The sequence below is a fragment of the Symbiopectobacterium sp. Eva_TO genome, assembly GCF_053848865.1.
Map to the genome: position 1 here is coordinate 2,557,192 of NZ_JBSPEY010000004.1, position 24,005 is coordinate 2,581,196.

The 24,005-nt window shown below is 53.8% G+C and carries 23 protein-coding genes and 2 pseudogenes; 12 read left to right on the forward strand and 13 right to left on the reverse strand.

Features of this window, described 5'->3' with window-relative positions; genetic code table 11:
• Window position 1: 1 nt before the first annotated feature.
• From cyoB to ACWWJF_RS15455, 5 genes are all read left to right on the forward strand, one after another.
• Complete coding sequence (cyoB, locus tag ACWWJF_RS15435) at window positions 2-1,993, forward strand: cytochrome o ubiquinol oxidase subunit I (protein WP_455869932.1); 1,992 nt, start codon at window positions 2-4, stop codon at window positions 1,991-1,993.
• Window positions 1,983-2,606 carry a cytochrome o ubiquinol oxidase subunit III gene (locus ACWWJF_RS15440; RefSeq protein WP_455869933.1) on the forward strand — a complete coding sequence of 208 codons (624 nt, stop codon included), beginning with the start codon at window positions 1,983-1,985 and terminating at the stop codon, window positions 2,604-2,606. Before cyoB ends, ACWWJF_RS15440 begins: the two co-directional genes overlap by 11 nt.
• A complete protein-coding gene (locus ACWWJF_RS15445; protein ID WP_455869934.1) occupies window positions 2,606-2,935 on the forward strand; it encodes a cytochrome o ubiquinol oxidase subunit IV in 330 nt (109 codons plus the stop codon). Before ACWWJF_RS15440 ends, ACWWJF_RS15445 begins: the two co-directional genes overlap by 1 nt.
• 14 nt (window positions 2,936-2,949) lie before the next feature.
• A complete protein-coding gene (cyoE, locus tag ACWWJF_RS15450) occupies window positions 2,950-3,840 on the forward strand; it encodes a heme o synthase (protein WP_455869935.1) in 891 nt (296 codons plus the stop codon).
• 185 nt (window positions 3,841-4,025) lie between these two features.
• Window positions 4,026-5,405: an MFS transporter gene (locus ACWWJF_RS15455; RefSeq protein WP_455869936.1), complete on the forward strand. Its 1,380-nt coding sequence runs from the start codon at window positions 4,026-4,028 to the stop codon at window positions 5,403-5,405.
• A gap of 34 nt (window positions 5,406-5,439) precedes the next feature.
• Here ACWWJF_RS15455 and ACWWJF_RS15460 read toward each other — a convergent pair whose 3' ends face one another.
• Window positions 5,440-5,931: a YajQ family cyclic di-GMP-binding protein gene (locus tag ACWWJF_RS15460; protein WP_455869937.1), complete on the reverse strand. Its 492-nt coding sequence runs from the start codon at window positions 5,929-5,931 to the stop codon at window positions 5,440-5,442.
• A 210-nt stretch (window positions 5,932-6,141) separates the two neighbouring features.
• On the opposite strand from ACWWJF_RS15460, the pseudogene ACWWJF_RS15465 reads away from it, so the two are divergent.
• From ACWWJF_RS15465 to ACWWJF_RS15475, 3 genes and pseudogenes are all read left to right on the forward strand, one after another.
• Window positions 6,142-6,231 (forward strand): annotated as a pseudogene (locus ACWWJF_RS15465) (2-dehydropantoate 2-reductase N-terminal domain-containing protein); the annotation flags it as partial.
• A 72-nt stretch (window positions 6,232-6,303) separates the two neighbouring features.
• A protein-coding gene (locus ACWWJF_RS15470) for an IS3 family transposase (protein WP_455868696.1) occupies window positions 6,304-7,472 on the forward strand; the annotation gives its coding sequence in 2 pieces (ribosomal slippage) (window positions 6,304-6,559 and window positions 6,559-7,472; 1,170 coding nt in all).
• 6 nt (window positions 7,473-7,478) lie between these two features.
• A pseudogene (locus ACWWJF_RS15475) lies at window positions 7,479-7,727 on the forward strand (DJ-1/PfpI family protein); the annotation flags it as partial.
• 61 nt (window positions 7,728-7,788) lie between these two features.
• Here the strand turns inward: ACWWJF_RS15475 and thiI are convergent.
• The gene (thiI, locus tag ACWWJF_RS15480; RefSeq protein WP_455869938.1) at window positions 7,789-9,237 is read right to left on the reverse strand and encodes a tRNA uracil 4-sulfurtransferase ThiI; all 1,449 of its coding nucleotides are present in this window, start codon (window positions 9,235-9,237) and stop codon (window positions 7,789-7,791) included.
• A gap of 234 nt (window positions 9,238-9,471) precedes the next feature.
• Between thiI and xseB the strand changes: the two genes are divergently transcribed.
• From xseB to dxs, 3 genes are all read left to right on the forward strand, one after another.
• The gene (gene xseB / locus ACWWJF_RS15485; RefSeq protein ID WP_455869939.1) at window positions 9,472-9,780 is read left to right on the forward strand and encodes an exodeoxyribonuclease VII small subunit; all 309 of its coding nucleotides are present in this window, start codon (window positions 9,472-9,474) and stop codon (window positions 9,778-9,780) included.
• Window positions 9,777-10,688 (forward strand): (2E,6E)-farnesyl diphosphate synthase, encoded by a 912-nt coding sequence (gene ispA, locus ACWWJF_RS15490; RefSeq protein WP_455869940.1) that lies wholly within the window; start codon window positions 9,777-9,779, stop codon window positions 10,686-10,688. Before xseB ends, ispA begins: the two co-directional genes overlap by 4 nt.
• 112 nt (window positions 10,689-10,800) lie before the next feature.
• On the forward strand, window positions 10,801-12,663 hold the full coding sequence (dxs, locus tag ACWWJF_RS15495; protein ID WP_455869941.1) for a 1-deoxy-D-xylulose-5-phosphate synthase: 1,863 nt from the start codon (window positions 10,801-10,803) through the stop codon (window positions 12,661-12,663).
• Between the two features lie 50 nt (window positions 12,664-12,713).
• Here dxs and pgpA read toward each other — a convergent pair whose 3' ends face one another.
• The 6 genes from pgpA to nrdR form a co-directional block, all read right to left on the reverse strand.
• A complete protein-coding gene (pgpA, locus tag ACWWJF_RS15500) occupies window positions 12,714-13,235 on the reverse strand; it encodes a phosphatidylglycerophosphatase A (RefSeq protein ID WP_455869942.1) in 522 nt (173 codons plus the stop codon).
• Window positions 13,216-14,205 (reverse strand): thiamine-phosphate kinase, encoded by a 990-nt coding sequence (gene thiL / locus ACWWJF_RS15505; RefSeq protein ID WP_455871120.1) that lies wholly within the window; start codon window positions 14,203-14,205, stop codon window positions 13,216-13,218. Before thiL ends, pgpA begins: the two co-directional genes overlap by 20 nt.
• 54 nt (window positions 14,206-14,259) lie before the next feature.
• The gene (nusB, locus tag ACWWJF_RS15510) at window positions 14,260-14,679 is read right to left on the reverse strand and encodes a transcription antitermination factor NusB (protein WP_455869943.1); all 420 of its coding nucleotides are present in this window, start codon (window positions 14,677-14,679) and stop codon (window positions 14,260-14,262) included.
• 24 nt (window positions 14,680-14,703) lie between these two features.
• Window positions 14,704-15,168, reverse strand: a complete 465-nt coding sequence (gene ribH / locus ACWWJF_RS15515) for a 6,7-dimethyl-8-ribityllumazine synthase (protein WP_455869944.1) — start codon at window positions 15,166-15,168, stop codon at window positions 14,704-14,706.
• A 138-nt stretch (window positions 15,169-15,306) separates the two neighbouring features.
• Entirely contained in the window at window positions 15,307-16,422 is a 1,116-nt protein-coding gene (gene ribD / locus ACWWJF_RS15520) for a bifunctional diaminohydroxyphosphoribosylaminopyrimidine deaminase/5-amino-6-(5-phosphoribosylamino)uracil reductase RibD (protein WP_455869945.1), read from the reverse strand.
• A 4-nt stretch (window positions 16,423-16,426) separates the two neighbouring features.
• Window positions 16,427-16,876 (reverse strand): transcriptional regulator NrdR, encoded by a 450-nt coding sequence (gene nrdR / locus ACWWJF_RS15525; RefSeq protein WP_222158287.1) that lies wholly within the window; start codon window positions 16,874-16,876, stop codon window positions 16,427-16,429.
• 206 nt (window positions 16,877-17,082) lie between these two features.
• Between nrdR and ACWWJF_RS15530 the strand changes: the two genes are divergently transcribed.
• Window positions 17,083-17,616 carry a DUF3251 domain-containing protein gene (locus ACWWJF_RS15530; protein ID WP_455869946.1) on the forward strand — a complete coding sequence of 178 codons (534 nt, stop codon included), beginning with the start codon at window positions 17,083-17,085 and terminating at the stop codon, window positions 17,614-17,616.
• 55 nt (window positions 17,617-17,671) lie between these two features.
• Here the strand turns inward: ACWWJF_RS15530 and secF are convergent, their stop codons facing one another.
• From secF to ACWWJF_RS15555, 5 genes are all read right to left on the reverse strand, one after another.
• Window positions 17,672-18,640, reverse strand: a complete 969-nt coding sequence (gene secF, locus ACWWJF_RS15535) for a protein translocase subunit SecF (RefSeq protein WP_455869947.1) — start codon at window positions 18,638-18,640, stop codon at window positions 17,672-17,674.
• A gap of 10 nt (window positions 18,641-18,650) precedes the next feature.
• Window positions 18,651-20,501: a protein translocase subunit SecD gene (gene secD / locus ACWWJF_RS15540; RefSeq protein ID WP_455869948.1), complete on the reverse strand. Its 1,851-nt coding sequence runs from the start codon at window positions 20,499-20,501 to the stop codon at window positions 18,651-18,653.
• A gap of 27 nt (window positions 20,502-20,528) precedes the next feature.
• A complete protein-coding gene (gene yajC, locus ACWWJF_RS15545) occupies window positions 20,529-20,858 on the reverse strand; it encodes a preprotein translocase subunit YajC (RefSeq protein WP_222158291.1) in 330 nt (109 codons plus the stop codon).
• Between the two features lie 114 nt (window positions 20,859-20,972).
• Complete coding sequence (gene tgt / locus ACWWJF_RS15550; protein ID WP_455869949.1) at window positions 20,973-22,118, reverse strand: tRNA guanosine(34) transglycosylase Tgt; 1,146 nt, start codon at window positions 22,116-22,118, stop codon at window positions 20,973-20,975.
• Between the two features lie 453 nt (window positions 22,119-22,571).
• Window positions 22,572-23,903, reverse strand: a complete 1,332-nt coding sequence (locus ACWWJF_RS15555) for an IS4 family transposase (RefSeq protein WP_455869047.1) — start codon at window positions 23,901-23,903, stop codon at window positions 22,572-22,574.
• Window positions 23,904-24,005: the final 102 nt, after the last annotated feature.

The following is a 24,005-nucleotide window of genomic DNA, read 5'->3' on the forward strand; positions in this document are numbered from 1 at the left end:
GATGTTCGGAAAACTAACTCTTGATGCGGTTCCGTATCATGAACCCATTATTATGATTACGGTGGCCGGCATCATCGTCGGCGGCCTCGCCCTTTTGGCGGCCATCACTTATTTAGGTAAATGGAAGTGGCTGTGGGCTGAATGGTTTACCTCGGTAGACCACAAACGCATCGGCACCATGTATATGATCGTTGCGTTTATCATGATGATTCGTGGCTTTGCCGATGCCATCATGATGCGTGGTCAGCAGGTCTTGGCGTCTGCCGGTGAGGCAGGCTTCCTTAATGCCCACCACTACGATCAGATATTTACCGCGCACGGCGTGATCATGATTTTCTTCGTGGCAACGCCGTTTGTGGTCGGTTTGATGAACCTGGCGGTGCCGCTGCAAATCGGCGCACGCGACGTGGCCTTCCCTTTCCTTAACTCGCTCAGCTTCTGGCTATTCGTGGTAGGGGTTGTCCTGATCAACTTGTCGCTGGGTATCGGTGAGTTTGCGCAAACCGGTTGGGTGGCCTATCCGCCGCTTTCCGGCAAGGAGTACAGTCCCGGCGTAGGGGTGGATTACTGGATATGGAGTCTACAGATCTCCGGTCTGGGTACTACGCTGACTGGCGTCAACTTCTTCGCGACCATTATCCGTATGCGTGCACCGGGCATGACGCTGATGAAAATGCCGGTCTTTACCTGGACGGCACTGTGCACCAACGTGCTGATCATCGCCGCCTTCCCGATTTTGACCGTCACCATCGCCTTACTCACTCTGGATCGCTATCTGGGCACCCATTTCTTTACCAACGATATGGGCGGCAACATGATGATGTACATCAACCTCATCTGGGCCTGGGGCCATCCTGAGGTGTACATTCTGGTTCTGCCCATTTTCGGCGTTTACTCCGAAGTGGTTGCCACCTTCTGTAAGAAGCGTCTGTTCGGTTACACCTCGCTGGTGTGGGCGACCATCGCCATTACCGTACTGTCGTTTATCGTCTGGCTGCACCACTTCTTCACCATGGGGTCTGGCGCGAACGTTAACGCCTTCTTTGGTATCGCCACCATGATCATTTCCATCCCGACCGGGGTGAAAATCTTCAACTGGCTGTTCACCATGTATCAGGGCCGAATCCAGCCGAACTCTGCCATGTTGTGGACTACTGGTTTTATCATCACCTTTACCATCGGTGGGATGACCGGGGTGCTGTTGGCGGTGCCGGGTGCCAACTTTGTACTGCACAACAGCCTGTTCCTGATTGCGCACTTCCATAACGTCATTATCGGTGGCGTGGTGTTTGGTATTTTTGCCGGTATTACCTACTGGTTCCCGAAAGCGTTTGGCTTCACGCTGAACGAAACCTGGGGCAAACGCGCGTTCTGGTTCTGGATTATCGGCTTCTTCACCGCTTTTATGCCGCTGTATGTACTGGGCTTTATGGGCATGACCCGTCGCCTCAGCCAACAGATTGATCCGCAATTCCACTCACTGCTGGTCGTTGCCTCTGTCGGTGCCGCACTGATTGGCCTTGGCGTACTGTGCCAATTGATGCAGTTCTATGTCAGTATCCGCGATCGCGACCAAAACCGTGATTTGACCGGTGACCCGTGGGGTGGCCGCACGCTGGAGTGGGCAACCTCTTCCCCGCCGCCTTTCTATAACTTCGCCATCGTGCCGAACGTTCAGGAACGCGATGCCTTCTGGGAACAGAAAGAGCGCGGTGAAGCCTACAAAAAACCGGTCAGCTATGAAGAAATTCATATGCCGAAAAACACCGGCGCTGGCGTGATTATCTCAGCGTTCAGTATGGTGTTCGGCTTCGCCATGATCTGGCATATCTGGTGGATGGCGATTGCCGGTTTCGTCGGCATGATCGTGACCTGGATTGTGCACAGTTTTAACCGAGATGTGGATTACTACGTTCCGGTCAAACAAATCGAAGAGATTGAGAACCAGCACTTCGACAATATCAGCAAAGCAGGTGTGAAACATGACAACTGAAACTCTGACGCATCATCACGCTGCTCATGACGCCCATGCAGAGCATGGGCACCACGACGCCAGCGGCACCAAGGTGCTGGGGTTCTGGGTTTACCTCATGAGCGATTTGATCATTTTCGGCTCATTGTTCGCCACCTATGCCGTGCTGGTAACTGGCACGGCGGGCGGTCCGTCGGGAAAAGATCTGTTTGATCTCAAGTTTGTGCTGGTCGAAACCTTCGCGTTGCTGTTGAGCAGTATCACCTTCGGCATGGCGATGATCGCCATGTACAAATGCAACGTGGCGCGCATCAACACCTGGCTGGCCATCACGTTCCTGTTCGGTCTGGTGTTTATCGGGATGGAAATCTATGAATTCCATCACCTGATCGCAGAAGGATACGGCCCGGATCGCAGCGCGTTCCTGTCGGCCTTTTTCGCGCTAGTCGGCACCCACGGAGTTCACGTAACTTCAGGCCTTATCTGGCTTGTGGTGATGATGATTCAGGTCTCACGCTGGGGCATCACCCCTACCGTGAAAACCCGTTTGATGTGTCTGAGCCTGTTCTGGCACTTCCTTGACGTGGTATGGATTTGTGTCTTTACCGTAGTTTATCTGATGGGGGCGATGTAATGAGTCATTCAACGACCGATCACGGCGCCAGCCACGGTAGCGTACAGTCTTATGTCATCGGCTTTGTAATGTCAGTCATTCTGACCGTGATCCCTTTTGGTCTGGTGATGGCAGGTGCCGCTTCCCCAAGCGTGATTATGGCCGTTGTGGTTGGCTGCGCCGTGGTACAGATACTGGTTCACCTGGTCTACTTCCTGCACCTGAACAGTTCTTCTGAGCAGCGCTGGAACGTGGTAGCGTTGGTGTTCGCCATTCTGATTATCGCTATCGTGGTAGTAGGATCCATCTGGATTATGCTGAGCGCGCACCACAATATGATGATTCCGTAATCGAGCCAGACATGATGATTAAGCAATACCTACAAGTCACAAAACCAGGGATCATTTTTGGCAACCTGATTTCTGTTATCGGGGGATTTCTGCTGGCGTCCAAAGGCAGCATTGATTACCCCCTCTTTATCGCTACCCTGTTTGGGGTGTCGTTAGTGGTTGCGTCCGGTTGCGTCTTCAACAACGTAATCGACCGTGACATTGACAAAAAGATGGAGAGAACCAAAAACAGAGTGATGGTGAAGGGGCTGATTTCGGTCAAGGTGTCACTGAGTTATGCGGCTGCGTTAGGTATTGCCGGTTTTGCGTTGCTCTACGTGGCGGCAAACCCGCTAGCCATGTGGCTTTCAGCAATGGGCTTTGCGGTATACGTTGGCGTCTACAGTCTGTATATGAAACGCCACTCGGTATACGGCACGCTGATCGGCAGCCTGTCCGGTGCTGCACCGCCGGTGATCGGGTATTGTGCCGTAAGCAACCAGTTCGATGCGGGTGCGTTGATCCTGCTGTTGATCTTCAGCCTGTGGCAAATGCCGCACTCCTACTCTATCGCCATTTTCCGTTTCAAGGATTATCAGGCCGCCAACATTCCGGTACTGCCGGTGGTGAAAGGCATTTCCGTGGCTAAAAACCATATTACGCTGTATATCGTGGCGTTTATGGTGGCTACGCTGATGCTGTCGCTGGGTGGCTATGCCGGGTATAAATATCTGGTGGTAGCAGCCTCTGTAAGTATCTGGTGGTTAGGCATGGCACTGTCGGGCTACAAAAAATCCAATGATGACAAAGTATGGGCGCGCAAACTGTTTGTGTTCTCGATCGTTGCCATCACATCATTGAGCGTGATGATGTCTGTAGACTCAATGACGCCGATGCAGGACGTGCTGCTCACCGCACTGCGCTAACGTTTCACCGTTCGCACGTTGAAAAAACAGACGATCCCCATCGTCTGTTTTTTTTCGCCCTTTCCCACATTTGCTGCATTTACTATGTCATTTTATGACCGTGCGCCAAATCAAGTAACAATGCTGCCATTTACGACCCGATGAGTAAGGCACTACAATAGCGCCAACGCGAATTTGAGGTTTTCATGAACGATACATCCCTCACAGACAATATCATGACGCCGCGCGAACGGCGCGCAACCTGGGGCTTAGGTGCGGTTTTTTCCCTGCGGATGCTCGGCATGTTTATGGTGTTGCCAGTGCTAACAACCTACGGCATGGCACTACAAGGAGCCAGCGAATCGCTGATTGGTCTCGCAATTGGTATCTATGGTCTGATGCAAGCGCTGTTTCAGGTGCCTTTTGGTTTACTTTCCGATCGCGTCGGGCGTAAACCGCTCATCGTCATCGGCCTGCTCATGTTTGTGCTCGGCAGCGTGATTGCCGCCCTCAGCGCCACGATCTGGGGCATTATTCTCGGACGTGCGTTACAAGGAGCAGGTGCGATCTCCGCCGCCGTTATGGCGCTGTTGTCCGATCTCACTCGCGAACAAAATCGCACCAAAGCAATGGCTTTTATCGGCATCAGTTTCGGCGTGACCTTTGCCATCGCCATGGTGCTTGGGCCGATCGTTGCGCACGCCTGGGGATTACAGTCGCTGTTCTGGTGCATGGCCCTGCTCGCATCGCTCGGAATTGTAATAACCCTGACGCTGATCCCTAATGCTGCTAGCCATGCCCTCAATCGGGAATCCGCCATTGTGCGCGGTAGCATTCGCCAGGTGCTCGGTAACAGCCGTCTGGTAAAACTCAATATCGGAATTATGTGCCTGCATATCCTGCTGATGTCGAGTTTTGTCGCCCTGCCGCGCGTGCTGGAACAGGCAGGTCTGCCAGCAGAATCACACTGGAAGGTCTATCTGTACACTATGCTGATTTCCTTTGTCTGCGTGCTGCCCTTTATCATTTATGCTGAAGTGAAAAGGCAGATGAAGCGGGTTTTTGTGGGCTGTATCGTAGTGCTGTTAGCCGCAGAGGTGGTTTTATGGATGGCAGGCAGCCAATTGTGGCCTATTGTGGCAGGCATTCAGCTGTTTTTTCTGGCGTTTAATATTATGGAAGCGCTGCTGCCCTCACTTATCAGCAAAGAGGCACCGGCGGGTTACAAAGGCACCGCAATGGGGGTCTACTCCACCACCCAATTTATCGGCGTTGCTATCGGCGGCGGCATGGGCGGCGCACTGTTTCAATTCCACGGTGCAGCCTGGGTGTTTGCAGCAGGAGCGCTGCTCTGCGCGTTATGGCTGATTATCGGCGTCAGCATGAAGGAGCCGCCTTATCTCAGCAGCTTGCGCATTGCACTGCCCGATGACGCATTGGACGACTCCGCGCTAGCACAAAAGATACGCATACACCCTGGCGTAGCAGAAGCCATCGTGGTACCGGAAGAGCGCAGCGCCTATGTCAAAATCGATCGTCAGAAGACCAACCGTCAACAGCTTGAAGCGCTGATCGGACAAGCGTGAGTCACATAGGGCCAGCATCGCTGGCCCTTTACGATTAATCGCGGAAATTGGTGAACTGGAAGGGTTGCCCCAAATTGGCTCCGCGAATCAACGCCATGACGCTTTGCAAATCGTCACGCGCTTTGCCGGTTACGCGCAGTTGCTCACCCTGAATCTGGGTTTGCACTTTCAGCTTACTGTCTTTGATCAGCTTGACGATTTTTTTCGCCTGTTCAGGCTCAATGCCCTGCTTCAGTTTGGCGTTAACGCTGTACGTCTTGCCGCTGTGTTCCATCTCTTCTGGAACCTCCAACGCGCCTGCTTCGATACCGCGTTTCACCAGTTTTTCGCGCAGGATATCAACCAGTTGCTGTACCTGAAAATCTGACTCGCTGGCCACTTTGATCTGTTCGTTTTTCTCATTCAGCTCAAAGCTCGCCGGTACGTTACGAAAATCCCAGCGATTAGTCAGTTCGCGTGACGCATTCTCAACCGCGTTGCGGATTTCCTGCATATCGATTTCGGATACAATATCGAAAGATGGCATAATCAATTCTCCCTGATTTATGCGTAGGAATAGGGTTATGTGGCATGCATGATACCTGTTCTCCGCAGAGAAACAACATCCGCCCGCCTTGGCGCTTGCAGTCCCTTTCTCACGCGCCATAATACGTAATTGTCAGGCAGAATGAATCAATCAAAAGATAACCGCCGCCGTCACACTGCGTACCACGCGCATCGATAAAGGAAACCTCAGATGAAAATTACCGTGCTGGGTTGCGGCGCACTGGGTCAGCTTTGGCTTGCCGCATTACATCAGCAAGGCCAGGACGTTCAGGGATGGATTGTAGTGGCACACTGATACTGGCCACCTGAGCGGAGGTGATATGCTCACCTCATCAACACGACAGGTGACCTCATGGGTAAACATTTTACGGCGGAATTTAAGCTCGAAGCCGCAAAGCTGGTTGTCGACCACGGCTACACATACGTTAAGGCCGCAGAGGCGGTTAATGTCAGCCATTCTGCCATTAGTCGCTGGGTCAATAAGCTTCGCCTTGAACGACAGGGAAAAACGCCAACGGGACTTCCTCTTACCCCTGAACAGCTCGAGCTGCGTGAGATGAAGAAAAAAGTCCAATGCCTTGAAATGGAGAACGAAATCCTAAAAAAGGCTACGGCGCTCTTAATGTCGGACTCACTCAACGGTTCACGGTAGTCGACAGGCTGAGGGCGCGATACCCGGTCACGGCGTTGTGCCAAACTTTTGAGGTACATCGCAGCAGCTACAGGCACTGGCAGGCTTCCGCTAATGAACCCGACGGTGAGCGCGTGGTTAAGTGTAGCCGCGTCATGGAAGCCTGGAACGCCAGCGGCGGCTCTGCCGGCGCTCGAAGTATCGCGACCATCGTCACCGGCAGCTCCGGTGTCAAAATGGGGCGCTGGCTGGCTGGCAAGCTGATGAAGGAGCTGGGTATCGCCAGCTGCCAGCGACCGGCTCACAAATACAAACGCGGCGGCAATGAACTCGTTGAAATACCGAACTATCTCAACCGCCAGTTCGCGGTTACCGCGCCGGATCAGGTCTGGTGCGGCGATGTGACCTACATCTGGACGGGCAAATGCTGGGCTTACCTTGCGGTGGTGCTAGATCTGTTCGCCCGCAAACCGGTGGGCTGGGCCATGTCGACGTCGCCGGACTCGGCGCTGACAGTTAAAGCGTTGCAGATGGCCTGGGAACTCCGGGGACAACCAACAGGAGTCATGTTCCACAGCGACCAGGGCAGCCACTATACCAGCCGTCAATACCGGCAAGCCCTGTGGCGCTGCCGGATAAAGCAGAGTATGAGTCGGCGGGGTAACTGCTGGGATAATGCGCCAATGGAGCGGTTCTTCCGCAGCCTGAAGACAGAATGGGTGCCGACAAAGGGTTACAACAGCTTCAGCGAAGCCCAGGACGCGATTATCCGCTACATCACGGGGTATTACAGCGCTATCCGGCCTCACTGGTATAACGGCGGCTTAACTCCAAACGAATCTGAGCGACTGTTCTACATACAGTCTAATGCGGTGGCCAATATTAGTTGACCACTACACCACCAGCTGTTTCCGGTCGGCAACATGACAGGATAACCCACGCTAAAAGAGAAAATCGCACCAGAAAAATGGATGGATAAGCGCGTGGTATTCGATCCACGCGTTAATCTGCTGACCAGCCAGGGCCCCGGCACCAGCATGGATTTTGCCTTGAAGCTGATTGATTTACTGTCCGGGCGTGCCAAAGAGGCGGAAGTGGCAGCGCAGTTGGTGCTGCCACCGGGCATTTATGATTATCGGGATTGATGCCATCAAACCTCTGTGATTCAGTCATCCTCCGCTCGCACGGAGGATGATGAGCGCGAGGTTAAGGCCGATAGACCTTCACGTTAGTGAACCCCTGCTCACGCAGATACAGCGCCTGCAAACGGCTCATCACACCGCGTTCACAGTACAGCAGATAGGTCTTACCCTGATCAAGATCGCCAAACTGCGTGCTGAGCTTGTAGAACGGCAGCGATTTGATTTCAACACCGGTGAGCGCAAGCGGACGATCGTCTTGCTCATCCACCGAGCGAATATCCAGCAGAATATTGTCAGCAGAAAGCGACGCCACGGTTTCAATTTCCGTGATCTCTTGCGAGGTCTGGGTGGCGATATCGCGGATATCTATATTGCGCGCTTCAAAAATAACCCTGTCCAGAATCTCAAAATCGAACTTGCCTTCTTCCTCTTCGATTTTGGATTTGACCGCTTTTACTGTCGGGCTCTTGGAAATGACCCCGCAATACTCAGGCATGGTCTTGGCAAAATCTTCCGTGCCTAAATGGCGTGCCAGCTTGATGATGTGCTCTTTATCGTGTGAAATCAGCGGGCGCAGAATCAGCGTATCAGACGCATTATCGATGAGACGCAGGTTGGTCAACGTTTGACTGGAAACCTGACCTAACGCTTCGCCGGTTACCAACGCCTGAACGCCATAACGCTCTGCAATGCGCGATGCGGCATGCACCATCATACGTTTAAGCACGACGCCCATCTGGCCGTCATCCACTTTTTCCAGGATCTCGCCCACCACGGGTTCAAAATCAATAGCGACAAAGCGCACGCGATGCGAGCTGCCAAAGCGTTTCCACAAATAGTGTGCGGCCTGTTTAACACCAATTTCATGCGCTGCGCCGCCCAGATTGAAAAAGCAGTAATGCACGCGACAGCCACGGCGGATAAGCATATAGCTAGACACGCCAGAATCGAACCCGCCGGAAATCAGTGACAGTACATTTTCTTGCGTACCGATAGGGAAACCACCGATGCCTTCATAACGCCCTTTAATCAGCAGCAAACGATCCTGTTCAATCTCCAGATGAACCGTGACCTGCGGCGTGGTAAGGTTAACGCGCGCACTGTCGATGTGCTGATTAAGTCCACCGCCCACATAACGCTCTACATCCTGCGATGAGAAGTCGTGCTTGCCGCGCCGTTTCACGCGTACACAGAAGCTTTTTCCTTCTAGCTGTGGACGATACAGCGCCAACGTTTGTTCAAAAATGTCGTGCACGTCGGTGTAAGCGTGGTCTTCAACGTCCAGAATATGATGAATGCCGGGAATACGGGTTAACGCATCGCGAATCTCTTCGCGTTGGCTTTCCTCTTTGGCGCGGACTTCGATATGATCCCAATGACGGACGACGGCCAGTTGGTCGTCATACTGCTTAAGCACGTTACGAATGTTACCGGTAAGTATCTTAATAAAGCGCAACCGCACAGATTGACTCTTGATGGTGATTTCCGGGAACAATTTAATGATAAACTTCATGATGGCTGTCGTTACTTGGTCAAATGGGCGTAAGTGTTAACCCGAGTGCTAGATTCACGTTATCGGTAAACTCGTTCCATAGGGTGATTTTACCAATAGCATCCAGGGCGCGGAGTATATCATCTTCTCGCATGCTGCGCGCAGGAAGGATGTGCTTATCTGTGCGATGGACCAGTAACGATTAACGACACTAAAAGAACAGCATAACTTAGCGATCAGGATGTAAAATAGGTCATGCCTGCAAAAAAAACGTCGCCTCACTCGGAGGCAAACAGCGAAACGCTGAACACCGCTGACTCAGCGCTGAGTTTTGAAGATGCGCTACAACAGCTGGAACAGATTGTCACCCGCCTTGAGTCGGGCGATTTGCCGTTGGAAGCCGCGCTGAGCGCTTTTGAAAATGGCATTCAGTTAGCGCGTCAGGGACAGTTGCAGTTGCAACAAGCAGAGCAACGCGTACAAATCCTGCTAAGCGATGAACCGGATGCCGCGCTGTCCCCTTTCGCTCAGGGCACGACAACCCCGAACAGTAAACCACTATGACGGAATTCGCTGAGCAATTGCGCGCCCATGCTGATCGCGTTAATCAGGCATTGAACCGTTTTATCACCGACTTGCCGTTTCAGGGTAGTCCGCTGGTTGACGCCATGGCCTACGGTGCGCTGCTGGGAGGCAAACGCCTTCGGCCTTTTTTGGTTTATACCTCCGGGCAACTTTTCGGCATTCCGCTGAGCAGTCTGGATACGCCGGCTGCCGCAGTGGAATCTATCCACGCTTATTCGCTGATTCATGACGATTTGCCTGCCATGGACGATGATGACCTGCGCCGTGGTCAACCGACCTGTCACATTAAATTTGGCGAAGCCACAGCGGTTCTGGCCGGGGATGCGCTTCAAACGTTAGCCTTCTCCATTCTGGCTGACGGCTCCATGCCTGAAGTCAGCGACCGCGATCGCCTCTCAATGGTTGCAGAACTGGCGTACGCCAGCGGCGTAGCAGGCATGTGCGGCGGGCAAGCGCTGGATTTGGCGGCAGAGGGTAAGCAAGTCGATCTCACCGCACTGGAGCAAATTCATCGCCACAAAACCGGCGCATTGATTCGCACATCAGTCAGGCTCGGCGCGCTCAGTGCTGGTACTGCGGGTCGGGCGGCACTGCCACACCTCGATCGCTATGCCAATGCTATCGGTCTGGCCTTTCAGGTGCAGGATGACATCCTTGATGTGGTTAGTGACAGCGCCACCACCGGTAAGCGACAAGGGGCCGATCAGCAACTGGGCAAAAGTACCTATCCCGGCTTGCTCGGGCTTGACAGTGCACGGGCAAAGGCGTGCGATCTCTATCAGGAATCACTGGCAGCATTGGATGAACTGCAAGCGGCCAGCGCAACGCCGCTCGATACTACGTTACTACGGGCATTGGCGAATTATATCGTCGAGCGAGATAAATAATTTCAACATCACCCAGTGAATTTCAAGCGTGTCGTACGGTGGCAACGCCCGGATGGATACTGCATTCGCCGCTTGAGAGAGAACGGGGATTACACCTCAGAATGAGTCGCAAATGAGTTTTGATATTGCAAAGTACCCGACACTGGCTTTAGTGGAAACACCTGACGAACTGCGCATGCTGCCGCGTGACAGCCTGCCTAAACTGTGCGATGAACTTCGTCAATATCTGCTGGACAGCGTTAGCCGCTCCAGCGGCCACTTTGCTTCAGGGCTCGGCACCGTTGAACTCACCGTGGCGCTGCACTATGTCTACAACACGCCATTTGACCATCTGGTGTGGGATGTCGGCCATCAAGCCTATCCTCACAAAATCATCACCGGTCGCCGCGATCGCATTTCCACCATCCGCCAGAAAGGCGGCCTACACCCCTTCCCCTGGCGCGGCGAGAGTGAATACGATGTGTTAAGCGTCGGTCACTCCTCCACATCGATAAGCGCCGGGCTGGGCATGGCGGTTGCCGCCGAACGAGAAGGCAAAGGACGCCGTACCGTGTGCGTTATCGGCGACGGCGCACTGACCGCGGGAATGGCATTTGAAGCCATGAACCACGCGGGCGATATTCGTTCCGATCTGCTGGTGGTGTTGAACGACAACGAGATGTCCATTTCCGAAAACGTCGGTGCGCTCAACAATCACTTGGCACAACTGTTATCCGGTAAACTCTACTCCACCCTGCGCGAAGGCGGTAAGAAAGTGCTGTCTGGCATCCCGCCGATCAAAGAGCTGGTCAAACGCACGGAAGAACATCTGAAAGGCATGGTGGTACCCGGAACGCTGTTTGAAGAACTCGGCTTTAACTATATCGGACCTGTCGACGGTCATGATGTGGTCGGGCTGGCGCAAACCCTGAAAAATATGCGTAGCCTGAAGGGTCCGCAGTTGCTGCATATCATGACCAAAAAAGGTCGTGGCTATGCTCCAGCAGAGCAAGATCCTATCAGTTGGCATGCCGTGCCCAAGTTTGATCCGGCCAGCGGTACCTTTCCCAAAAGCAAGGCGAGCCTTCCCAGCTACTCGGCCATTTTCGGTGATTGGCTGTGTGAAATCGCCGCCAAAGACAGCAAGCTGATGGCAGTGACGCCAGCGATGCGCGAAGGTTCTGGCATGGTGCGCTTCTCTCGTGACTACCCACAACAATATTTCGATGTTGCCATTGCCGAGCAGCACGCCGTCACCTTTGCCGCCGGTTTAGCGCTGGGCGGGTACAAACCGGTGGTGGCGATCTACTCCACCTTTTTACAACGCGCCTACGATCAGGTGATTCACGACGTCGCCATTCAGAATCTGCCGGTACTGTTCGCTATCGATCGCGGCGGTATTGTGGGCGCGGACGGCCAAACGCATCAGGGGGCGTTTGACTTGTCCTTCCTGCGTTGCATCCCCGATCTGATTATCATGGCACCGAGCGATGAGAACGAATGTCGCCAGATGTTGTTTACCGGCTACCGTTATCAAGACGGCCCTTGCGCCGTGCGTTACCCACGCGGTACCGGTACTGGAGCCACGCTTGAGCCGTTGCAAGAATTGCAGATCGGTAAAGGGGTGGTACGACGCACGGGCGAAAAAGTCGCCATCCTCAATTTCGGCACACTGCTGCCGGAAGCACAGCAGGTTGCCGAAAAGCGCAATGCGACATTGGTCGACATGCGCTTCGTCAAACCGCTGGATGAAACGCTAATCACTGAGCTGGCAAAAAGCCACGATCTGCTGGTGACGCTGGAAGAGAATGCATTGATGGGCGGTGCGGGCAGCGGCGTGAATGAAGTGGTGATGGCGCAGCGTCTGGGCATTCCGGTGTTAAATCTGGGGCTACCGGACAGCTTTATTCCCCAAGGGACACAGGAAGAAGTACGTCACGCTCTGGGGTTGGATGCGGTGGGCATCGAACGTCGCATTGATGAATGGCTGCAATGATAGTTGTTTCGACCGGGGCGGTCGCCCCGGTCAGCCACCGCACAGGCTGTTTAAGAAAATAGCGGCCAGTGGTGCCCAATCCAGTAGATAATGCCCGCAGAGATAACCCCTGCCACAATATCGTCAATCATGATACCCATGCCGCCGTGCACGTTGCGATCGAACCAGCGTATCGGCCAGGGTTTGAAAATATCCAGAATACGAAACACCACAAACCCTGCCAGCACCCACTGCCACTGTTCATTCGGGATCGCCATCAGCGTGATCCACATCCCGACAAATTCATCCCAGACGATGCTGCCGTGATCGTGTACGCCCATGTCTTTAGCCGTTTGATTACACAGATAAACGCCGATGCAAATGCTGAACATGATAATCAGTGAATACAGTTGCCAGGGCAGGAAGGAGAGCAGATACCACACCGGGATCGCCGCCAGCGATCCCGCCGTACCCGGCATCCAGGGAGAGAGGCCACTGCCAAACCCGGTTGCCAGCAGATGCCAGGGATTGCTCAGGCGCAAACGCTGCTTAGCGGTGCGCTTTGTTTCTCGGTCATTGGCTGAAGTGGTCATAGCCCTTCCAGTTCAGTTCCACTGCGTTATCACCACGGAAAAAGCGCAGCCCTTCGGACGACGGAGCTATCTGACCAATGCAGGTATAGCCTACGCCGAGTTGGCCCAGCGCCATGTCGATCGCCCCGCGATTAATTTCCGGCACGGTAAAGCACAGTTCATAATCTTCCCCGCCAGACAGCGCCCAACGCAGCGCCTGATCGGGATCAACGTGTTGCATCATTGCCGATGAATAAGGGACAGCATCAAGCTGCACGCGCGCGCCGCAATCGCTGGCGGCCAAAATATGGCGTAAATCCGAGATCAGCCCATCCGACAGATCAATAGCCGCACTGGCAAGCGTGCGCAACGCCTGGCCTTGCAGAATGCGCGGCTGCGGACGCAAATGGCGTTGCACCAATGACTGGCGCGCCGCGCTGTCACTCACCTGCAAACGTTGTTGCAAAATAGCAAGCCCGGCGGCGCTGTCACCCAGTGTTCCGGTCACGTAGATCCAATCGCCAATGCGGGCACCGGCACGGGTAAGCGCACGACCGGCAGGCACCAGCCCGTGAATAGTCAACGTAAGGCTCAGCGGACCGCGCGTGGTATCGCCGCCAATCAGCTGCATGCCATAGTAATCCAGCAGCGTGAACAGGCTATCGCTGTAGGCTGCCAACCACGCGCTGTTGATTTCGGGCAAGGTAATGGCGAGAGAGAGCCAGGCGGGATCGGCCCCCATGGCGGCCAGATCGCTTAAGTTAACGGCTAGCGATTTGTAACCCAAATCAGCAGGATCGATAGTCAGTAGGAAATGCACACCAGACACCAGCGTGTCGGTACTGACGGCTAAAAGCTGCTTTTCTGCCACTGTGAGCAACGCACAATCGTCGCCAATCCCCAATTCCACATCACGACGCGGATTTCCCGCCTTGTAGGCGTTCGCACGATTGAAATAGCGGGTAATCAGATCAAACTCACCGTAAACCATAACCGTTTCCGTCAAAAACAATCGCGAACAGGGCCGGTATTCCGGCCCTGAGCGTTACTTCTTGGTTTGGCGCACCGTTGGAGCGACTTTATCCAATACGCCGTTGACAAACTTGTGGCTATCTTCCGCACCGAACAATTTCGCCAGTTCAATGGCTTCGTTGATGGCAACCTTGTAAGGGACGTCGTCGCGCTTGCTCAGTTCGAACAGTGCAATACGCAGCACGGCGCGCTCCACCTGCCCCAACTCTTCGAGCTGACGTGACAGGTAGGGTGCCATCAATGCATCCAGTTTTTCTGCCTGCATGGCGACGCCCGCCAGCAACTCACGAAAGTAGCTGATGTCGACATCTTTGACATCCTGCTCACTCAGGAATTGCAGTTCAATATCGGCAATGTCATTCTTTGACAATTGCCAGGAATACAGCGCTTGAACCGCACATTCACGAGCGCGGCGACGAGCAGCAGGTTTCACGGAATACCCCTTTCTTAATCAAAATTATTTGATATTTTTCAATACGTTAATCATTTCCAGCGCGGTCAGCGCAGCTTCTGCACCCTTATTGCCCGCTTTGGTACCAGCGCGTTCAATCGCCTGCTCGATGCTTTCTGTCGTCAAAACGCCAAACGTCACAGGAATATCGCTGTTCATGGCAACATGAGCCAACCCGGAGCTACATTCACCCGCAACATATTCAAAATGTGCAGTACCGCCACGGATAACCGTTCCCAGTGCCACGACGGCGTCATAGCCATTTTTTGCCAGCGCGCGCGCGGTCATCGGCAGCTCATAGGCACCGGGTACCCACACGACGGTAATGTTTTCATCTTTGACCTGGCCAATACGTTTCAGCGCATCGATAGCGCCTTCAAGCAGGCTATCGTTGATAAAATTGTTGAAACGGGCAATCGCAATCGCGACGCGGGCATCAGGGGTGGCAACAACACCTTCAATGACGTTCATAGCGTTCCTTATAATCATAATCGCATGCTAATACCCCGCAGGGGGGCGGCTTCTATCACATTCTTGCGACGGCGTATCCGGTTTTGTCTGCCACACCCCATTGAGGCCAGAGCAAACCAAAAACGCAGGATATCGACGTCAGGATTGCGGTATCAAACGCAGACGGAGATCGGGGCCAATCTGGCACACCTCCGTCAGCGTAAATGAAGGCGCTTGCGCCAACTGCGTCAACCCCGGCAACACACACAGGGCCCGGGCATCATGCCCTAACAGTTTCGGGGCCATATACACGATCAGCTCATCGACCACGCCCGCATTCAACAGCGCGCCTGCCAACGTAGCACCGGCTTCAACCCAAACCGAATTAATCTGGCGCTTGCCGAGCGTCATCATTAGCGCAACCAAATCGACACCGCCACCGTGAGCGGGCAGAGTAAGGTGTGTCACGCTTTCAGGCCATGCGCTGTCATTGTTTGGTTGGGTACTCGCCAGCCAGGTTTGGCCCGGTTGATGGACCAGTTGATGCTGAGGCGTTACGCGTCCATGGCTGTCGACGATCACGCGCACGGGTTGAGGAAGCACTACATCGGGAAGCTGTTGTTGCGTAGCGGCATCCAACGTCTCCCAACGTACCATCAACAGCGGATCGTCCGCCAACACGGTAGCACTGCTGCTAAGGATCGCGGCGCTTTGTGCACGAAAGCGTTGCACATCCTGACGCGCCTCGGGAGAGGTGATCCACTTGCTTTCTCCGGACGCCATCGCCGTGCGGCCATCCAGAGAAGCAGCCACTTTAAGACGGACATACGGAACGCCGGTGCGCATCCGTTTCAGAAAACCCAGATTGACCTGCTCGGCATCTTGCATCATCAGGCCATGGCTGACGGCGATACCCGCCTGCTGTAAACGGTGCAAACCACGCCCGGCCACCTGAGGGTTGGGATCTTGCATCGCCGCCACGACGCGCGCCACGCCTGCCGCAATCAGCGCATCCGCACAGGGCGGCGTGCGCCCATGGTGACTGCACGGCTCCAGCGTCACATAGGCTGTTGCTCCCCGGGCCTGTTCACCCGCCATGCGCAGCGCATGTACTTCCGCATGCGGCTCACCGGCGCGCAAGTGATAACCTTCACCGACCATTTCACCGTCGCGCACAATCACACAACCAACGTTAGGGTTTGGAGACGTAGTGAAACGCCCGCGCCGCGCTAATTCAAGCGCGCGCGCCATCCAGAATTCATCTTGCCGTTCCATATGACTAATCCTGTAACCGAGCAATCTCTTCGCCAAACTCCCGAATATCCTCGAAACTACGGTATACGGAGGCAAAACGAATATAAGCGACTTTGTCCAGACGCTTCAGGGCATCCATCACCAGATTGCCGATCATCTTGGCGGTGACTTCACGCTCCCCCGTAGCACGCAGTTGAGATTTGATATGATTGAGGGCGTTTTCAACGTCATCCGCACTGACCGGCCGCTTTTCCAGCGCTTTCAGCATCCCTTTACGCAATTTTTCTTCGTTGAAGGGCTCGCGAACGTCATTACTCTTGATCACCCGGGGCATCACTAGCTCCGCCACTTCAAAGGTGGTAAAGCGCTCATTGCACACCAGACACTGACGGCGACGCCGTACCTGCGTGCCTTCGCCGACCAGACGAGAATCAATAACTTTGGTATCAACAGCGGAGCAGAATGGGCAGTGCATAACATATCCCGATGATTAGCTTGTCTTACGCCTAGTTTACCCTGATTTGATTGACTAACCCAAATATCCAGCGCTTACAGACCAATATTTGCATAGGTACCAGCATAAACGCAGCATGATTTAACTCTCATTCGCCACTACGCTTATATACTTGCCACGTAAAGACGATACGAGAAAAGGCATAATGCAATGAGGGAAATACCTGAATGAATAACTATTATCGTGCATCTGGTCTCTTGATGCTGGCGCTGACGGGCTGTTCAGCGCCTCCGCAAACGCCTACGCTGCAACGGGAAGTGGGGCAGTTTAACCGGCAATTACAAACACTGACGGCACAGGCGTTAGCCCTGGAGCAGCAAAATAGCTTAAACAGTCACTCTACCCACGGTGTGTACCTGCTACCCAGCGCGAAAAATAGCGCAATTTTAGAAAGCAATATTGGCAAACTGAGCATTTCCCTGAGCCATATTGAACCCGAGGCGAATGGCACCCAGGCGCTGTTGCATGTTCGGCTACTGGAAGGTACAGCACTGCATGCGTTTCACGCGCAACTCGACTGGGGTCAGCTCGATCCGGTCAGCAGCAAGCCGTTGCCAAGCGAAACTCACACCCAGCAGCTGATGCTCAACGCCCCCCTATTGCCCAAAACCGAAGCCATATTTGGCGTGCGGCTAAGTGGTGTCACACCGGAGCAGCTCGGGTTTATACGCCTGCATCAAGTTGAAACCAGCCGCCCCTGATACATAGAGAAATCCCTGCCGTAGCAGGGATTTCTCTCAACGTTATCAAACGGCCTTAAGGCAAGATGGAGGGTTGATCCGCCCCTTCCTTCTCGACTTTCTGCACCAGCAGGTGTTCGCGCCTCATCCCAAGCTTCAGCGCCAGCGCTGAGGCCACGTAGATGGAGGAGATGGTACCGATAGACACCCCGATCAGCATTGCCAGCGAGAAACCTTCCAGCATCGCGCCGCCAAAAATGTAGAGCATCAATACCACACCCAGCGTGGTGCCGGAGGTCATCAAAGTACGGCTCAACGTCTGTGTCAGCGACACGTTCATGATTTCGTAAGGCGTACCGCGGCGAATCTTGCGGAAGTTTTCACGAATACGGTCAGATACCACGATGCTATCGTTCAACGAGTAACCGATAACCGACATCAGCGATGCCACGATGGTCAAATCTATTTCGATTTGAAACAGCGAGAACACCCCCATGGTGATGATCACGTCGTGCGCCAATGCCAGCACCGCCCCCAACGCCAGACGCCATTCAAAACGGAATCCTACGTAGATCAAGATGCAGATCAACGCCGCCAACAATGCCATAGCACCGTCTTGCGCCAAATCGTTACCCACACTCGGCCCAACAAACTCGATGCGCTTCACCGTTGCACTCTGTTCCGTGCCCTGGTTAATCACGCTAACCACTTTGTTACCCAGTTCCTGACCTGACGTGCCCACGCTTGGCGGCATGCGCACCATAACATCACGGCTGCTACCGAAGTTCTGAATAAACGGATCGGCAAAACCGGCTTTTTCCAGAGAGTCACGAATGAGATCCAGATCGGCCGGTTTTTCCAGGTTGATTTCAATCACCGTACCACCGGTGAAATCCAACCCCCAGTTAAACCCGCGCACACCCATAACAATCAGTGACAGGATTAACAAAGTGCCCGAAATGACGAACGCGACGTTATCCCAACGCATAAAGTCATAGACTTTACGACCGTAGTTGAGCTGTTCAACAGTATATTCCTGTGCCACGACGCACTCCTCAAATAGACAGCTTGTTAACGCGTTTGCCGCCGTAAACCAGGTTCACAATCGCACGGGTGCCGACAATAGCGGTAAACATCGAGGTCGCAACCCCAATCGCTGTCGTAATGGCAAAGCCTTTGATTGAACCGGTCCCCACAGCGTACAGAATCACTGCCGTGATCATCGTTGTCAGGTTGGCATCGACGATACTGGAGAACGCACCTTTATACCCTTCATGAATGGCTTGCTGAACTGTGCGCCCGTTCCTTAATTCTTCTTTGATACGTTCGTTAATCAGTACGTTGGCATCTACTGCCACCGCCAGCGTCAACACGATACCGGCAATCCCCGGCATGGTGAGCGTCGCCCCCGGCAACAGTGACATCACCCCGACGATCAGCACCAGGTTAGCCACCAACGCAGTGGTCGCAATGACACCAAACCCTTTGTAGAACACCACCATAAACAGGATGGATGCCACCAGCCCCCACAAGCAGGCCTCAAGCCCTTGGGTGATGTTTTGCATCCCCAGCGTTGGCCCGATGGTACGCTCTTCAACAATCTGAATCGGGGCAATCAACGCACCGGCACGCAGCAACAGAGAGAGCTGACGCGCTTCGTTCGGGTTATCGATACCGGTTATACGGAAGCTGTTACCCAGACGCGACTGAATGGTCGCGACGTTGATCACTTCTTCGTGTTTTTCCAGAATGGAACGACCCGACGTGGCATCTTTCTGACCGCTGTCCTTGTACTCCACAAACAAGGTTGCCATCGGTTTACCGATGCTGTCCTTGGTGAAATTGGACATGGCGTTACCGCCCGCGCTATCCAGCGAGATGTTCACCTGCGGACGACCGTATTCGTCGGCACCCGAGGTAGAATCGGTAATGTGGTCACCGGTGAGGATCACACGCTTGTACAGCACCACCGGGGTGCCATCACGCATGTTTTTTACTTCGGAATCAACCGGAACACGGCTATTGGCTGCTGCCGTCACGTCCGCAGAACTGTTTACCAGACGGAATTCCAGCGTTGCCGTCGCACCCAGAATTTCTTTGGCTCGCGCGGTGTCTTGAATACCGGGCAACTCAACCACGATGCGATCCGCACCCTGGCGCTGTACCAGCGGCTCGGCCACACCCAGTTGGTTAACACGGTTACGCAGGATATTGATGTTTTGCTGGACGGCGTATTCGCGCGCTTCACGCAGGCGCTCGGCGCTCATCATCGCACGCATCAGGTTATCGCCGCTGGCGTTAAACACCAGATCGCGGTGACGGGTGGTGAGATACGAAATAGCGTCGTTACGCGTTGCCGCATCGCGGAAACGGATCTCTACGGTATTGTCATCGGCTTTACGCACCGAGGCATAAGGGATGCCCTTTTCACGCAGATCGCTGCGCAGGGAATCCATGGTCTGCTCTTGCAGTTTACCTAACGCCGTTTCCATATCCACTTCCATCAGGAAGTGTACGCCGCCGCGCAGGTCCAGACCCAGTTTCATGGGTTCCGCACGCAGCATGCGCAGCCAGTTTGGCGTAGCGGGGGCCAGGTTCAAGGCCACGACATACTTCTCACCCAATGCATTCACCAGCGCTTCACGAGCGCGCAGTTGAATATCTGGAGTGGAGAAACGGGCAAGGATCGCACCACTTTCTAACGCGAGCGATTTGCTGGTGATCTGCTGTTCTTGTAATACATTCTGGACTTGGATCAGCGTTGACTCACTGGCGGCGATGCCTCGCGCGCCAGTGATTTGTACCGCCGGATCCTCACCATACAGGTTAGGAAGTGCATAAAGTAGGCCGATGACTAATGCCACGACCAGCATCAGGTACTTCCACAAAGGATAACGGTTTAACACGGCAGTTCCCTTCGGGAAAATCAAAAATTACAGGGCTTTGATGGTGCCCTTTGGCAATACGGCAGCCACAAAATCACGTTTGATAACCACTTCATTGGTGTCGTTCAGCGCGATAGCGATGTACCCGGTCTCAGAGACTTTCGTCACGCGACCCACCAGACCGCCAGTCGTCAGCACTTCATCCCCTTTGGAAATAGAGTCCATCAGTTTCTTGTGATCTTTAGCGCGCTTTTGCTGAGGACGCAGAATCATGAAGTAAAAAATCAGGCCAAAAACAGCCAGCATAATCACCAGAGAGTACGGACTTTGTGCCGGAGCGCCAGTTGCAGCTACAGCATCAGAAATGAAAAAACTCATTTAACTATCCTCTTTGTTATCAAACCAAACGTGTGCAAAAGTATATGAAATCCAAATGTGCCTAAAACGCTTCAACCGTACACATCACGCGCAGCAGGTACGAAAATCGCGTCGTCAGTCGTGTTGACCTGCCGCCGTTTCAGCAAGGGACGGCGCCGGCTTGCCAATCCGTTGGTAAAAATCTGCCACAAAGTGCTCTAATTTACCCTCTTCTATGGCCTGACGTAAACCCGCCATCAACCGTTGATAATACCGCAAGTTGTGGATGGTATTGAGGCGCGCGCCGAGTATTTCGTTGCAACGGTCAAGATGATGCAAGTAAGCGCGGCTATAATTGCGACACGTGTAGCAATCACAGTGCTCATCCAACGGACGAGTATCATCCTTGTGTACCGCATTGCGGATTTTTACCACACCGTCGGTGACAAACAGGTGGCCGTTGCGCGCATTGCGCGTTGGCATCACACAGTCAAACATGTCAATGCCGCGTCGCACGCCTTCCACCAGATCCTCAGGCTTGCCGACTCCCATCAGATAACGGGGTTTATCCGCCGGGATCTGCGGGCAAACATGCTCCAGAATGCGGTGCATATCCGCCTTCGGCTCCCCTACTGCCAGGCCGCCCACAGCGTACCCATCAAAGCCAATATCTACCAGCCCTTTTACTGAGACATCGCGTAAATCTTCGTAAACACTTCCCTGAATGATACCAAATAACGCGTTGTTGTTATTGAGTTCATCAAAACGATCGCGGCTGCGCTTCGCCCAACGCAACGACATTTCCATCGAGCGTTTGGCATAATCCCAATCGGCAGGATAAGGAGTACACTCATCGAAAATCATCACGATATCAGAGCCGAGATCGTACTGGATTTCCATCGATTTTTCTGGGTTGAGGAAAATGGGGTCGCCGTTGATCGGATTACGGAAGTGCACACCCTCTTCGGTGATTTTGCGGATGTCACCCAGGCTGAATACTTGAAATCCGCCGGAATCGGTCAGGATCGGGCCATGCCACTGCATGAAATCATGCAAATCACCATGCAGCTTCATGATCTCCTGGCCTGGACGCAGCCACAGGTGGAAGGTGTTACCCAGCAGGATTTGCGCGCCGGTTTCTTTCACTTCCTCGGGCGTCATGCCCTTTACCGTGCCGTAAGTGCCAACCGGCATAAACGCCGGGGTTTCCACCACGCCACGTTCAAAAATAAGACGGCCACGGCGTGCGCGAACATCGGTTTGCAACAATTCGTATTTCACTTTGCCTCCAGCACCGGAAAAACAGTCCGATGAATTGCAAAAAAGAGGCGCATTCTAACAACCACAAACCCCGCGCCACAAGCCAGCCAGCTTAAATAGCGCCTATTTTAATTTGTCAATCCTTGCCGATTTGTGCCAATTTTATGACACAAATTTGGCACACTCGATATGCGTAAAATTCATCGGCACTCCGATGAGTCATTGGCGTTGGTTGGGTAGGATAGCCATCCTTGGCATTCACAGTCACAACCTGGCACAGTACGACACGCCAGCATCGCGCCTCTATAAAGCTAGCTAACAGTTATCTCGCCATTTATGGATATGGTTGCCCCCGTAGCGACATGTGATGCAGCATCAAAAACTCTGTTCCCATACACTTGCTGGTAAACAACAATCTGATCAGTAACGTTTGAGTCTTGATATGCTCTCAATACACCAGTTAACCCCACCTCGTTATACACATCTCTGTTCGTGCCTGAGCGCGCGTAGCGTTTCGGCGGCCGTCATGACTTTCTGCAAGCCTTTCCAGATAGTTTTTGCGCCTGGTTCACCGTCGCCTTTTCGAGCAAGAAAGCCTCCGAGTTGCGCAACTAAGCGCAATACTTCGTTTAGCTTAGGGCGGCCCTTGGGCATACGCTTGTTCATCAGTAGGTAAGCGCCATGAGTCTCGTCGGAATCAAAGAACAACATTGCGTCCAGCTCTGGACAGGTTCGTCCCATACGCATTAAATAGGCGATGCGCCATGCCACGATCATGAACAGCGCCAATGCCCGCTCAATGCGATCCACGGTCGATAACTGTAACGCTTCGACACAGCAGCCGTTCTTCAGCACATTGAAGAACATCTCGATTTCCCATCTAGCCCGATACCAGTCGATCAGCTCCACGATATCTTCTCGTCCTTCAGGTACGCGATTGCTCAGCAACCGCCACTCGACCGGCTTCACGCCTGCTGGCGGCTCAATTTCCTTGGCTATCACACAAGTCACTGCCAACCCGCAACGCAGCGACACTCGCTTCACGCGCAGCGCCTGTTTCACCGTACGCGCCTTCTGCCCCGCGCGAGCCGCCATAACGAATTGGATTTCTCCCACCGGCACGGTCTTTCCAACCTTCTGCCAAAGCTTCTCATTACAGTCCAGACTGCGATTATGAGTCGAGCGGATCAACCAGTCAGCCGGAGTGCCAAGGTCATCAGCGAGCTGCATCAACGCCTTGATATCCGCTTCGCGATCGGCTAAGTACACCAGACGTGTGTTTGGCAACTCCGAGGCGAGTTCAGCAACTCGCTCGTATCCCTCGAGCCAGCGCGTACTCTCCTTGAGCCCATCGCGTTTTCCGTCTGCATCCTTCGGCTCTCTTGCCCACATCCACGCATCCAGTACGCCCAACCCCACGCGATCCGGACTGACCGCGTAGGTCGGATGCAGGTACAGACCACGCCTGGCTTCGTAGTTCAAGGGACCCAAGCCTTGGATTTGCTGCCCGTTGAAGTCAAGCTCGGTAGTGTCTTGGATACACAGCACAACCTCGTGTTCTCGGATCCTTTCCTGCGTACGCTGCCAGTGAGGTTGCAGAATGTCTCGCCATTCGAATGCTTGGTTCTCCATGAAGCGGTAAGCACCCAGCGTCTCAGACCATCCGAGGCACGCATGCGGAATGCTGGCTTGCGGATTCTCAGCCAGCCGTATCAAAAGCCCTTTGGCGCGCTTATTGAGCCTCGTGTCACCAAGATTTACCCCTTCCAGTTCTTGATGTGCCCAGCCATCTGAATCCCGTGTCATTTTTCAGCGCCGTAAATGGCGATAGTACACGTCGGTTTCACTTCATTTACAACCCCACCGGCTGCCTATTTCAGCCCGCTAACCCTTGGCATATAAGGCGTT